This window comes from Stieleria marina (assembly GCA_007741555.1).
Lineage (GTDB): Bacteria > Planctomycetota > Planctomycetia > Pirellulales > Pirellulaceae > K23-9.
On the sequence record CP036526.1, the window covers coordinates 3545316 to 3558950 of the forward strand.

At 54.0% G+C, this 13635-nt stretch carries 12 protein-coding genes; 7 read left to right on the forward strand and 5 right to left on the reverse strand.

Annotated elements, in window-relative coordinates:
- Window positions 1-92: 92 nt before the first annotated feature.
- Complete coding sequence (locus tag K239x_RS12320) at window positions 93-1169, forward strand: mannose-1-phosphate guanylyltransferase (RefSeq protein WP_145418338.1); 1077 nt, start codon at window positions 93-95, stop codon at window positions 1167-1169.
- A gap of 166 nt (window positions 1170-1335) precedes the next feature.
- On the opposite strand, the gene K239x_RS12325 is transcribed toward K239x_RS12320, so the two are convergent.
- The 4 genes from K239x_RS12325 to K239x_RS12340 form a co-directional block, all read right to left on the reverse strand.
- On the reverse strand, window positions 1336-1773 hold the full coding sequence (locus K239x_RS12325; protein ID WP_419189979.1) for a PEGA domain-containing protein: 438 nt from the start codon (window positions 1771-1773) through the stop codon (window positions 1336-1338).
- A gap of 237 nt (window positions 1774-2010) precedes the next feature.
- Window positions 2011-2364 (reverse strand): hypothetical protein, encoded by a 354-nt coding sequence (locus K239x_RS12330; protein WP_145418342.1) that lies wholly within the window; start codon window positions 2362-2364, stop codon window positions 2011-2013.
- 553 nt (window positions 2365-2917) lie between these two features.
- Window positions 2918-4102, reverse strand: a complete 1185-nt coding sequence (locus K239x_RS12335; protein ID WP_145418344.1) for a GIY-YIG nuclease family protein — start codon at window positions 4100-4102, stop codon at window positions 2918-2920.
- Window positions 4103-4240: 138 nt separating this feature from the next.
- Window positions 4241-5215 carry a Gfo/Idh/MocA family protein gene (locus tag K239x_RS12340; protein ID WP_419189980.1) on the reverse strand — a complete coding sequence of 325 codons (975 nt, stop codon included), beginning with the start codon at window positions 5213-5215 and terminating at the stop codon, window positions 4241-4243.
- A 351-nt stretch (window positions 5216-5566) separates the two neighbouring features.
- Between K239x_RS12340 and K239x_RS12345 the strand changes: the two genes are divergently transcribed.
- The 6 genes from K239x_RS12345 (at window position 5567) to rnc (ending at window position 12640) form a co-directional block, all read left to right on the forward strand.
- Window positions 5567-6850, forward strand: a complete 1284-nt coding sequence (locus K239x_RS12345; protein WP_419189981.1) for an outer membrane protein assembly factor BamB family protein — start codon at window positions 5567-5569, stop codon at window positions 6848-6850.
- Between the two features lie 11 nt (window positions 6851-6861).
- Window positions 6862-7371, forward strand: coding sequence for a hypothetical protein (locus tag K239x_RS12350; protein WP_145418350.1), 510 nt, complete (start codon window positions 6862-6864; stop codon window positions 7369-7371).
- A gap of 8 nt (window positions 7372-7379) precedes the next feature.
- Window positions 7380-8894, forward strand: a complete 1515-nt coding sequence (locus tag K239x_RS12355; RefSeq protein ID WP_419189982.1) for a radical SAM protein — start codon at window positions 7380-7382, stop codon at window positions 8892-8894.
- Complete coding sequence (locus K239x_RS12360) at window positions 8894-9667, forward strand: prolipoprotein diacylglyceryl transferase (protein WP_145418352.1); 774 nt, start codon at window positions 8894-8896, stop codon at window positions 9665-9667. The genes K239x_RS12355 and K239x_RS12360 overlap by 1 nt, the downstream gene beginning before the upstream one ends.
- Window positions 9639-11474 carry an alkaline phosphatase gene (locus K239x_RS12365; protein ID WP_419189983.1) on the forward strand — a complete coding sequence of 612 codons (1836 nt, stop codon included), beginning with the start codon at window positions 9639-9641 and terminating at the stop codon, window positions 11472-11474. The genes K239x_RS12360 and K239x_RS12365 overlap by 29 nt, the downstream gene beginning before the upstream one ends.
- Before the next feature lie 314 nt (window positions 11475-11788).
- Window positions 11789-12640 (forward strand): ribonuclease III, encoded by an 852-nt coding sequence (gene rnc, locus K239x_RS12370; protein WP_145418353.1) that lies wholly within the window; start codon window positions 11789-11791, stop codon window positions 12638-12640.
- A gap of 58 nt (window positions 12641-12698) precedes the next feature.
- Here the strand turns inward: rnc and K239x_RS12375 are convergent, their stop codons facing one another.
- Window positions 12699-13559 (reverse strand): sugar phosphate isomerase/epimerase family protein, encoded by an 861-nt coding sequence (locus K239x_RS12375; protein ID WP_419189984.1) that lies wholly within the window; start codon window positions 13557-13559, stop codon window positions 12699-12701.
- Window positions 13560-13635: the final 76 nt, after the last annotated feature.

Genomic DNA, 13635 nt, shown 5'->3' on the forward strand with positions numbered 1-13635 from the left:
TTTACGAACTATCGCGAGACATCGGTACGCGTTTGAACAGCGATGTCTTGTCTCAATCCAATTTCGACCTTCGTAAAAGATATACCTTTAATATGCTTCACGCAGTCATTATGGCAGGCGGTAGTGGCACCCGGTTTTGGCCCGCCAGTCGCAAGCTTCTTCCCAAGCAACTCCTTGCCCTTAGCGGTGATCGCACGATGATCCAATCCACGGCCGATCGGCTGGGAGATCTGGTGCCGGCATCTCGCCAGATGATCATCACCAATCAGATTTTGACCGACGCGATCAGCGATCAGTTACCTGAGATACCGGCAATCAACATCGTGGGCGAACCGTGCAAGCGTGACACGGCTCCGTGCGTTGGGCTTGCCGCAGCCATGATTGCCAAGAACGACCCAGACGGAATCATGGTGGTGATGCCATCGGATCACGTGATCAACGATCACCAGTCGTTTCGCGACGCGATTTCGGCTGGCGAAAAATTGGTCCAGGAAGACCCCACACGCATCGTGACGTTTGGGATCAAGCCGACTTATCCAGCCGAATCGTTTGGCTACGTACAGAGCAGCGATCCGATCGATGCCGCTGGAGTCAGTGCTTTTAAGGTCACGCAGTTTCGCGAAAAACCAGATCGCCAGACCGCAGAGAACTACGTCGCGGCTGGCAATTACTACTGGAACAGCGGGATCTTCTTGTGGAGAGCTTCGACAATCTTGGATGCATTAGCCAAACATGAACCGGACATGCATGCTCATTTGATCGCCATTGCCGACGCAATGAACACGGATGCCTTTGACGAGACGCTCGAACGTGAATTTTCGGCTATCAACGGAAAATCAATCGACTACGCCGTGATGGAGCACTACGACAACGTCGTCGTCATTGAAGCTCCCTTTCCTTGGGATGACGTTGGCAGTTGGCAAGCGTTGTCGCGTCTGCACGATGCTGATGAACACGGCAACACGGTCGTGGGGTCGCACATCGGGATCGATACCAAAGGAACGATTGTTCACACCAGCAATGATCACACCATTGTGACAATCGATTTAGAAGATCTGATTGTGGTGCACACGCCTGACGCGACGTTGGTCGCACCCAAGCATGCCGAGGAACGCGTCCGCGAAGCGGTTGCTGCGTTGCAGGCAAAGGGAATGGACGAAAAACTTTAGGCCGCTGGCATTTGCTCAGCCAAAAGCGGTGCAAAGCTGGATCGCCGAAATGTAGAAACAGGTTTAGCCGCCCAGTCGGCTGGCCTGGCTAGCCCCGTTTCGTAAGCAGGAGCGGCGCACTCGGGCTGGCAGTTATTTACGAGGCCCTGTTATTTACGGGGCTCAGTTATTTACGGGGTCCAGTGACGACACCGGTCTGGGCCTGGTTACGTAATGCGTCGGCGCGACGCACTACGTTTTCGCTGGGCTCAAATTCTTTCGGCACCAGTTGCACGTCGATGATTCGCTCATCGCGTATCTCGCCCGGCCAAAGCGTTTCGGAGACGAAATCCAGTCCTGGCCATTGATACCACGGTGGATTGAACTTTCGCCGGATCGTTTCGGTCCGGAAGCCTTCTTTGTCGATCCGCATTTCACGCGTGCCGTAGTACGTAAAACTGGACGCCGCCGGTGAAGTTCCGATGACTTGATTGTCGACCGAGACAGTTGCTCCGGGCGGATTGGTGCGCACCATCATCCGCCGCCGCACGCATCCCACGTTACAGAGAATCAGCAGGGCCAAAGTGCAGGAGCTGGCGCGAACAAGAATGGTAGAAGTACTCAATCCGATTCCGATGGTTGGCTGTGGGCGAAGGGCAAACGAATTGCTCGTTTCTGTTCGTAGCAATCCCATCGTGGTCAACGCCAGAGCGTTTTTGTTTTGCAGCCCAGAGAGTTGTGAAACCTGTCGGTTTCACGCGGTCGAACAGCCGAGGTGATCGCGGGGCGCAAAGAAAAAACGCAAAGCCTGATCAAGCAAGCTTCGCGTCTTTTGGTCAAAGTCGATTCATCGTCGTGCGAATCAGTTCACAGCAGCTAGTTCAGCTTCTGCGGCAGCAGCTTCGGCAGCGCGATCTTCTTCGATTTGCTTTTTGCTCCGGCGAGTCCGTTTGCGAGGCTTGGCAGCGCCCCACTCTTTGGTCATTGCCTCGAATACATCGGGCGATTCGTATCGGACAACGTTTTTGCCTTCGGGCATCGGGCCGATCAAGCCACGGAACACCGGCATACCCCGCAAGGCAAGGTCGGTGCTGCAATCGTCCGTGCCGACTTGGCAATGCGATTTCAGGAGCGGATCGGATGTGGGGTAGTCGCGGATCAATAGGGAGCCGTCGCTACTGCGAGTGACGATTCGGAACGTGTCTTTTCTAGTCATGGTGCCTCCGTAAGAGCAGGGCGCATGGGAGATTGGGAGGGGGAGGTGGTCCGGCATCGTCACGTGGCTGGATAGGTGCGGTAATTCCTATCAGCGTAGCGTCGTCTGTGTTGAACAAAACGACGACCGAATCCAGCTAACCGTCACGGAAGGTCAAGGAAGTAGAGTGCCGACGCAGGTCGCAGTGTGCCAGAAAGTGGAAGTGTCTTTCCGGCGACTGTGATGAAGGGAGATCTGCGTCGACACTCGAAACTTCGCTGCACCAATCCAGTCGGGGAGGGGAAGGTGGATTTGGTTGAAACAAACAGCGTTGGGATGTCGAACAGTAATAGTCATCGTCTGCCCTGTCGACAAAGTCGAGTAAAGAAGTTGGAGTCTGCGTAGAACGCAGATTGATCGCAACTGTTACAGAAGCTCACAAACGGCACATTCGGCACCAGTCAGATCGACGGAAACAGCCGACCACGCAGGACCAAATGCGTGCATAAATTTGCGAAGCATGACCGCGTTGGATCAAAACGTCATTGCAGAATCGACGCTGCAAGATCGCTGTTCAGGCGGTGAGAGACTTTCGATAGTACTTGCGGCCCGCTTGTTCAGGAGCAAACGTGCGTTGCATCTGGTCTTTGTGCTTGCGAAACCACTGCGAAACAATTTGCAAGGTATGAGGGTATGCCCCATGGCCTCGATCAAGTCGGTTGGACGCGAGGGCTTGCCAATGGGAAAGCGTGCTTTTTGCCGCAGCGTACTCTTGCGGATTCTTTGGCGCGGCCATTACCGCCGCGACTTCACCGCAATGAATTAAGTACCAAGTGTTGCAGCCGTCGTACCCGTTGACCGCATAGATAAACGTAAATTCGCGCCGCACTTTGGCCAAACGCTTTAGTTTGCGATGTACATATTCCAGCGATTTTTGAGTCAGTAGGGCGCGTGAAGCCAGTTCGTACTGTCGGTTGGCGGCCGCGTTTTCCATTTGCTCTCGAATCACCGTGAGCGGTTCGTCATTGAACCCGTCGACGTAGCTTTCAGCCGCGTTGACGATTTGGTCGTAATCGTTGCGGGTGCAGGCGGCGGCACACGGACCCAAACACGTGCCAACTTCTAAGCGAAGGCAGCCCGGTCGATGATCGATCTCGAAGAGCGACAGTTGCTCGGCGAAGTAAAACGTTTGCTTCTGGCTACAGTCCCGCAGCTTGAAAACCTTGTTCAAAGCATCAACCGCGTTTCGCATACGACTGGCGCCATAGAATGGACCTTCGATCGCGACGCAATTTTCAGGTGGGATCGCTGCCAAAAAGAAATAGGCAGCTGGCTGTCGCCCCAGACAGAGGTAAACAGGCCGCTGTCGTTTGGGGACGCCCTGAACATTCCAGCGTGGCGAGTACAGCCGGATCAACTGTTGTTCGCGAAGCAACGATGCAAATTCGCTGGGCTGTGTCTCCCACTGGATCGCGCGAGCGTTTTGAATGATCCGGCCGCCTTTTTCGTCCGAATTCGAATCGGCAAAGTAACTGAGCAATCGCGAACGCAGTGACTTACTTTTGCCGACGTAGATCAGTTGTCCTTTGCGGTCCAGCATGCCATAGACACCGGGCACTCTTGGACACGACTGCATCACATGGTCGCGAAGATCATTTGTTTTCAGAGCGCCTACGACTTCGACATTGCGCGCAGCAAACGGATTGAACGGATCGGCTCCGAACCCAAATTCTTTTTGGCCATGCCATTTTGCGTCCATGCGGACCCTCCCTGTGGCAAACGAATCCTTGGCGGCCCCTGGCCGCTGATAGTTGAACTGCCGGAATCAATTTCGACGGCGCATCCATTATGCCGCAAATCGGTCGCGGCACCAAATCGAATCAGACGCTAGCAATCACTAGGCTTGTTGCATTTCGCAGATTTTCAGTGCGTCCGCTGCGATCGCCGCGTCCAAGATTGCTGAGGGCTGACCGCTATCGACGCTGTGCGCGGCGGCGTCAATTTCCGCCACAAAAGCACTGACCGGGTCACCATCGCCTAGCTCTGGCCGCTCGACACTGCCGTCGGCGTTCATGATCGTGACGGGGATCGAATTGGTGGAACCGTCGGCGTAGGCAGCGAACTCGAACTGCACGGTCGCTTGTTCAAAGCTGACTTCGTATCCGTGTGTGAAACCGCGTGCGGGCGAATTTATGACGCCGCCGCCCGCTGACACAGCCACATCCGGCTGATCAAACTCAAACACGCTTTCGTAAAACATTGCGGTACCGTCTTTCTTGCGACTGACCGTATGGGCGGTCTTTGGCATTCCAAACAATAGGCGAATCAAGTGGGCGTCATGAACATGCAAATCCACCAACGGGCCCCCAACACGATTGGGATCATAAAAATCGGGAATCCAATCGGGTGGACTGATCGTGCGTTTGAAACGTCCAGCGACGGGTTTTCCCCATCGACCATCATTGGCGGCGTCGACCAAAAGTTTGAACTCGGGAATGAACGGCAAGATGTGGGCGACCATCAATCGGCCATCACTTCCCGCGTCCGCCAATTGACGCGAAGTCGCAGCGTCGAGTGCGAGTGGTTTTTCGCACAGAACTTTCTTTCCCGCAGCCAGGCACTTTTCGATCGCGTCGGGATGCAGACTGGGAGGCAGGCAGATGTCGATCAAATCGATACTGTCGTCTTGCAATAATTCATCGAGTGATTGACAAACGTTCAATTCGGAAACATCGATCTGTTCACCGGGAGGTCCAAAGTTACCCTTGATATCGGTCCAGTCGCCGCTGCGTTTGCTTTCGCTGCGACTGCAAAATCCAGCCAGTTCCGCCTGGCTACTGCGTTGGTACGCCAAATAGTGGATCCAGGACATGAATCCAACGCCGACAATTCCCGCCCGCATACAACTAATACCTTCAATGAGTGTGAAGCCGCTAAGTGCCCACAAGATAGCCGACACGCTGGCGTGTGGCACGGGGTTAGCGATTCAAACAGTGCGCGATGCGAGACCTTGGGTGGTTCGGGAACTGTTCTCCGCAAATAGTCGCTGCCAGATCGTTACCGTCCGTCGAACTGTCAGCGCGAACTCCTTGCGTCAAATGGTTATCGCTGAACACTTAGGTCAAATCCGTGCGTCAAATTAGCGCGCGATGCGTTAAGATTCAGGCTCTTGTGGAATGATACGCAAGGCCAAGGAAACTTTTTAAATAGGAACGACGATTTCGTGACTCATCCATATTCCCGTTTGCGGTTTGGGCCATCCGCCGGCTGTTTGATTGTCCTTTTTGCTCTTTCGAGCAATGTATGCTGTGGCGATCAGTGGCCTCAATGGCGCGGCGAAAGCGGTGACAACCACGCCGCGGCGGACGCCAAAGTTCCCCTGCGATGGGACTTTCAATCCGGGAGCAACATTCATTGGAAATTGAAAATACCCGGTCGCGGTCATTCGACACCCATCGTGACCGACGATGGTATTTTTATGACGACTGCCGATTCACAGAAAGAAACACAGTCGCTGATCAAAGTGGATCGGGAGACAGGGCTGGTCGTCGATCAATGGGTCGTTCATCGCAATACGCTGCCCGCCGCCATCCACGGCAATAATTCATACGCATCACCATCGCCCGCGTTCGATGGCGAACGAGTCATCGTTTCGTTTCACACTGACGATGCGATCTGGTTGACTGCCATGACGACCGAGGGCCGCGAGGCATGGAAGGTCAAGGTTTGTGATTTCAAACCGTCGCTGTTCCAGTTTGGCTATGGTGCCAGTCCGATCATCGAAGACGGATTGGTGATCGTCGCGGCTGAGTATGACGGAGCACAAAGTGGTTTGTACGCTCACGATAGTCGTACCGGAAAACAAGTTTGGAAAACCGCGCGACCCAAGAATCTAAATTTTGCGTCTCCGATCGTTTATTCTATCGCGGGTCAGCGTCAGATCTTGCTGGCGGGCGCTGGCATGATGACGGGATACGATGTTGCCACGGGGCGACGCCTTTGGAAAGTCGACACGACGACCGAAGCAATTTGCGGGACGGTCGTTCGCGATGGACGACGAGTCATCGTTAGCGGTGGAAATCCAAAGTCCGGTACATGGTGCGTGCTGGCAGACGGTTCGCAAAAACAGCTTTGGGAAAACAACGTCAAATGCTACGAACAATCGTTGTTGACGATTGATAACTACGTGTTTGCCTTTTCCGATTCGGGCGTGGCGTATTGTTTTCGGACCGCCGACGGAAAACAGATGTGGAAAGAACGTTTGTTCGGTGGCGGAATCAGTTCATCGCCGTATTTGGTCGGTGACCGCATCTACGTCGGCAGCGAGAAAGGTACGGTGTACGTGATCAAAGCGTCGCCCGACCGCTTTGAATTGCTCGCCGAGAATCCTACGGGCGAGTCGCTGTTTGCCACGCCTGTCGTGGTCGACGATCGAATGTACCTGCGAACCGCGACGGGATCGGGAAGCAAGCGACAAGAGTATCTAATCGCTATCGAAGCCAAGTAGATCGGCGCGAAATGAGCAATCCGTACGAACCTCCCAAAACCGAAAGCTTGCCGCTAGCCGGCAATGTGCCGACCGGATCGGTGCATTTCAAAGGTGGCTGGGCGGCTGTGCTGGCCATCGGTTTTGTCGCAGGCGCGTCGGCTATGTCGGTCTATTACGCATTCGATATTCCGGCGGAGTATCAGCCCAATCCCTTTTATGTGATTGCAGTTCTTTGGGCGTTGTCGTTGATCGCCTGCACGTTCCTGTTGCGCGGGATCGTGATTTCGCCGATGGGTAGGCTCCTGACTGCCTTGATCGCATTTCCAGTCGCTTATGCTCTGTATGTTCCGGTTTGTAGTTTCGGCACCATTCTGGTCAACGGTGGAAGCTACGACGCCGCTGCCTACCACGCGATCCCTGTATCAATCGTCAGCTTTACGTTGATCCTGTTTTTGATTTGCCGGATGATTCGATCCAGGATGATTCGACGAAACGCAATGCAGCAACTGAAATCATCCCGTCTTAACGATGCCGAATAAGTAATTCCATGAAGCCAACGCGACTACCACTCAGTACCGCCGCGATTGCCGCCATCGATCCGCGTCCGCGTGCGGATCACATCATGATCGGCACGACCGATTCGCTTTGTCCGGAATGCATGGAGGTCGTGCCAGCAAAGATCATCACGCGAGGTCGACGCGTGTACTTTCGAAAACGATGTCCGCAACACGGAACACGTGAAGATTTTGTTTGCAGTGATGCAACGTGGTGGGACCGCAACGAAGGTCACACGGCGTCGGTGCTACCGCTGGTACGTTCGACCACGACGTCGGCGAAAGGCTGTCCGCACGATTGTGGCCTTTGCGAAGAACACGAACAACATACTTGCATCGGTTTGGTTGAACTAACGGATCGCTGTAATCTGAATTGCCCGATGTGTTTTGCATCCAGTGGACCGGGCGGCAAAGACCATCCGCTCGACGACGTGATTGCTTCGCTGGATCGGCTGATCGAATGCGAAGGCCGTGCGGAAGTCTGTCAGCTTTCCGGTGGGGAACCAACCATTCATCCGGATTTTGAACGGATTGTTGACGAGGCGCTAGCGCGTCCAATCGACTACGTCATGATCAACACCAATGGCATTCGGTTGGCTAAAGATCCTGAGCTTGTCCAGCGATTGGCAAAGAATCTTGATCGAGTCGAAATCTATTTCCAGTGGGATGGAGCTAGCCGAAGCGACGTGATGCGAATCCGCGGCGAAGATTTGATCGATATCAAACGCCGCGCACTAGACCGTTTGGGCGAAGCAGGCCTGAATGTCACGTTGGTATCCACTTTGGCTGCTCCGTTAGACGACAGTTTTTATCGTGATCTATGGGCCGAAACTCTCTCTCGGCCCAACATCACCGGACTCAGTCTGCAACCAGCGACGTACAGCGGGCGCCACATGCTGCCCAGCGATTTGGAGGATCGGATTACGTTTCCAGACGTGATTCATGGACTGGCTAACGCAAGCAACGGTGATGTCAGCAGCGAAGATTTTTCGCCGTTGCCGTGTGCTCATCCCAACTGTCATCAAATCATGCTGGCTGCGCGTGACGGAAACAAGATCGCACCGCTGAATCGTGCCGCGCCAGTTGCAGAAAACCTGGATCTCATTGCAGGTGGAATCAGTTTTACTCCCGAGCGATCCAAACAACTTGTGCAGTTGTTTTTGGAACGCATGTCGCACTGCGGGAGTGATTGTGGTTGCCATGATGTCGTGGGCATCGGCGCCGCCGCCAAAAAAGCTGATGTTTCGTCAGGTCCCGACGCAGCTTTGGATAAGTTTTTTGCACGTGTATTGACTGGAGAAGCGACGGCGCGTGATTTGATTCGCGTGACGATCACTAGTTTTTTGGACGCGTATAACTTTGATGTTCGCCAACTAATGAAGTGCTGCACTCATCATGTGCTGCCTAGCGGGCACATGGTCCCGTTCTGTGCGTACAACACGCTGTACCGGCCGGGCCATTTGAAGTTGCCTGACATCGTCCCAAATTTACGTTCCGCCAAACGCTGATGTTGGGCTCCCGAATCGCATATACGCTCTGCATGATCGCGGCGACGGTGGTTGCTGGATTGCTGCTGCGTCGTCGGCAGACAGGACTGTTCCTACCGCCCTTGCAGCGGTGGGGAATCGCGATTGGTGGTTTGATTGGGGCGACGTTCGCTGCCAAAATTCCGTTCATTCTGTCAGTCGATCCCGACACCAGCTTGTTGGCAGCTTGGCTGAGCGACGGCAAAACCATTCTTTGGGGGCTGACCGGCGGTTACATCGGCGTTGAGCTGGCTAAGTGGTCTTTGCTGGTCAAGAAATCGACCGGCGACACCTTCGTCGTGCCGGTTGCGATTGCGATTGCGATTGGGCGTGTCGGCTGTCTGTTGTTTGGTTGTTGCTACGGAGTGCCGACCGACCAAAGCTGGGGCATCGCGTTTGTGACCGCGCCCGATGGTGGCGACCTGTTAAGGCATCCCACTCAAATCTACGAAATCGTTTTTCATCTCTCATTTGCATTGATCGCGTGGGCTTCGATCAATCGGGGCTCAATCGATCCCACTTCGACAAATCAGGGTGGCGGTCAGTCACTGACGAAAGGCAACTGGATGCCGATTTATCTGATCAGCTATGCCGCATTTCGATTTGCGACCGAATACATTCGTCCAGAGATCCGGTTGGCTGCGGGGCTGACGTTGTACCAATGGAGCGCAATGGTGATTGCTGCGGGATTTTCCGCCCTTCTTGTGGCACGGTATCGATCCCGGCATGCGACTGATTATCATCTCGGCAGTTAAACGTCGTTTGATTCCGTATCCTGTTTCCTTTGCTGATCGATCCATGAGTCGCAAGATCCCAGTCGAATCCATTTTTGCATTTCTGTCTTCCTTGGCACTGGGGCTGATCGTTAACGTTCTGCCGGTTAACACCGCATTGAGCCAAGAGATCGATATTAAGTCGTTGTTAACAGGTGGTGCCAAAATTGACATCGAAAACGATCCGGACGAAATGCGGCGGTTGCAGTCCGCTGCCATGGTTAATCAGAACGCGGAATTTGGTCGCTGGGGGCATCTCAAAGACAAGTACAGCACGTGGGTCAATCACAGCAACCGGCTGATCCCGATGTACACGTTCGGATTGCAGTTGGATGCACTTCGACAGGAAGGCAGCGCGTACACCAGTGGTGATTCACTTGCGAAATTGTACGGAGTGGTTCCCGAAGCGACGGTCAACTCCGAAGCCGAGCATTTTGACCAGACTGACATCTATCGCCTGCAAGTTGCGGTCGCCCAAGCGGGCTACAAACACATCATTGTGATGGTGTTTGATGGAATGGACTGGCAAACCACTCAAGCGGCGGCGGCCTACAAAAATGGCAAGGTGCTGTACCAAGAAGGTCGCGGCAAAGGACTGGCATTCCAAGACTACCGCGGCGTGAAAACAGACTTCGGGCTCGTTTGCACCAGTGCAAAACTGTCCGCGGCGAAGACCGACGTCAATTCACAAACCGTCTTGAGTGCCAACGACCAATCGACGGGCGGTTACGACATCAATCTCGGAGGGGCCAATCCATGGTCCGAACGTGGTGATCATAATTATCTAATGGGCCTAGATCGGAAGGTGCCGCACACCGTCACCGACTCTGCAGCCTCGGCATCCAGTTTGTTTTCAGGCATCAAGACGTACAACGGATCGATTAACTATTCTGCGGACGGGAAAAAGAAGCTCTCGATTGCACGCCAACTTCAACGCGATCATGGCTTTCGAGTTGGCGCGGTGACAAGTGTTCCGATTAGTCACGCGACCATTGCAGGAGCGTATGCCAACAACGTGACTCGAAAAGACTACCAAGACATCACGCGAGACTTGTTGGGTTTGCCGTCATCGTCGCATCGGCGTGATCCCTTGCCGGGGATGGACGTTTTAATTGGGGGCGGCTGGGGCGAAGAAGCAGAACAAGACAAGTATCAAGGCGACAATTACTTGGCCGGCAATAAGTACCTCCACGATGAAGATCTAAAGCGACTTGATGTGGCTGGCGGCGGCGACTACGTCGTCGCGCAACGTCAGTCGGGCGTCGCTGGACGCAAAGGTTTGTTGGCAGCGGCAAATAAAGCGGCCGAACAAGACAAACGCCTGCTGGGATTTTACGGAGTTGGTGCGGGACATTTGCCTTTCCAGACAGCCGACGGGCAATTCGATCCAACGATTGATGCCAAGGGCACGGAAGAATATTCGGCCGATGATGTCGCAGAAAACCCAACGCTGGCGGACATGACCGATGCGGCGTTGACGGTTTTAGAAGATTCGCCCAACGGGTTTTGGCTGTTGGTCGAAGCAGGTGACGTTGACTGGGCCAATCACGCCAACAATATCGATAGTAGTATCGGCGCTGTGCTGAGCGGCGAAGCGGCGTTTAATCGGATTGTGAAATGGGTCGAATCAAAAGACGCTTGGGGAGAAACCGCTCTGATCGTCACGGCTGATCACGGACACTACTTTGTCATGCAAGACCCAGAAGTCATTGCCAACGCGGGACGGATCAACCAATTCAAGGCGGATCAACCCACTGGCGAAACGCGTAAAGAAGTGCCCCCTAAGTAGTGAGGCCGCTGCGAGCCGAACGCTAGGTCCTATGCTTGCGTAATTCTTAAGCAAACAAGCTGGCGTGGGCGCCGGCAAAATGATACGATTCACATGTCGTCGCACACCGGCGGGTGGGTCAGATACCCGATCGCCGGCGTGTGACATGGTAGTTATTTTTAGTATCGTGTCACGCTGCTTGCTGATTTGTTCTCCGCCCAGATTCTGTCTCACTGCATCGACTAAATCGAGCGTTTTGATACGCTGATTTGCTTGAGTCCTTGTTGTGTCTATTCAAAGCGACAAATTTGCATTGGTTGTGATGTGCCGCCCTCATGAAAGTGGTCGCACGCGTGGAATCACCAGAACCTCAAGGTCATCCGCCGCCTCCCGGCCATGATCGTCAAACTGAAATTCGACTGATCGATGATGTCGATGGCGTTGACGGAAGCGATCAAGCTTCCAAGATCGTCCGTTGCCAACAGCTGATCGATTATGAATTTGAAGACAAGTCACTGCTCTTGTCTGCGCTCACGCATGCTTCGGGTGCGTCCAATCGTCTAGCCAGCAACGAGCGGCTGGAATTTCTTGGCGACGCCGTCCTGGGGCTGACCGTTTGCCATTGGCTTTTTGAGGCTTATCCCGAATACAGCGAAGGCGATCTTACAAAGATCAAATCGGCTGTGGTTAGTCGCAGAGCATGCGGCAAAATCGCTTGCCAATTGGGACTCGATACTTGTCTGATCGTGGGCCGCGGTGTCACTCGCAATCGCAGTTTTCCTCGATCACTAGTTTCCGATGTATTCGAATCGGTCGTTGCTGCGATGTATTTGGACGGCGGTGCCGAGATCGTCCGCGAGCGACTGAAAAGCTGGTTGGCCGAAGAAGTGCAGATCGCGGTTGCGAGCCAGGGATCGAACAATTTTAAATCGTCACTGCAACAACATGCCCAGCGCGAACTAGGCAGCACTCCGATCTATCGACTCAAGCAAGAATCGGGCCCCGACCACCGCAAGTCGTTCATGATCTGCGCTGTCATTGGCGAACGAGAATTTGCAGCCGCCTGGGGCGACAATAAAAAAGATGCGGAACAAAGAGCCGCTGCCAACGCCTTGGCCGAACTGACGGAGGAGGAGCTTCCCTATCCTCCGCCAAGCTACGCCGACGAAAACAACGCGGGTTTGTAGACCTGGCGACATCGACTCGTGTGATGCAATGAATCGGACGCCAGATAAATCGCTTCGCTTAAGACAGTGCTGCCTTCGCGATCGCTTCTTCAGCGGCCGTCAAGCACTGCTGAATATCGTCGATCGGATTGTCGGGATTGGCTTCGTATTCTAGCGAGACGGCTCCATCGGCTGGGAAGTTGACTTTGCGGAGCGTTTTGAACAGCGCGACCAAATCCAAAAAGCCCTGTCCGATCACGACATTACGCGACTTCTTTTCCTGCTTCTCTTCGTCTTTGATATGCAGTCCAAAAACGCGTTTGCCTAGCCGACTGACAGCTTCGATCGGGTCTTCTTTACTGCGAATGAAATGTCCCGTGTCGACACAGGCTCCGATACGCGGGTCGTGCCCTTTGACCGCCTGAACGACCTCGTCGATTTTGTCGTAAGACGAACCCGGGCCATGATTGTGAATCGCGACGCGAACGTCGTACTCTGCTACCAGTTTATCCAAGCTGTCAAAGGCATCGGGCGTTGGGTTGCAGGTGATGTTCTTAAGCCCCGCTCGTTTGGCGAATTCAAACACCTTGCGGTTTGCTTCGTGGTCAGCCGAAAACTTGTTCACGCCATGCGAGCTCATCGTCACGCCGGCTCGGGAAAGCGATGTCTGCAACTCTGCCAGCTGTTCCTTGGTCGAATCGATGGACACATGCTTGCTGTAAAATTCCACAAAGTGAATGCCCAGACCCTGCATGTGGCGAATCGCTTCGTCGACGTCGTACTTTCGCAGCGAAAAACTTTGGATACCAATGGGCCATCCGCCAAATCGATCGACTGTTTGCGCTGCAGCCAGGCGAGTTACTGGGGACGGCAAAACAGTCAGAGAAGTGACCGCAGCAGCACGTGCAAGAAACGTTCGACGTGAATGCGAGATAGACATAGCGCAGGCCATAGGGAGGACGGAATGTTTTTGCGACATCGATGAATTGTACTTCATCCAACGACTCGAAAGCCTC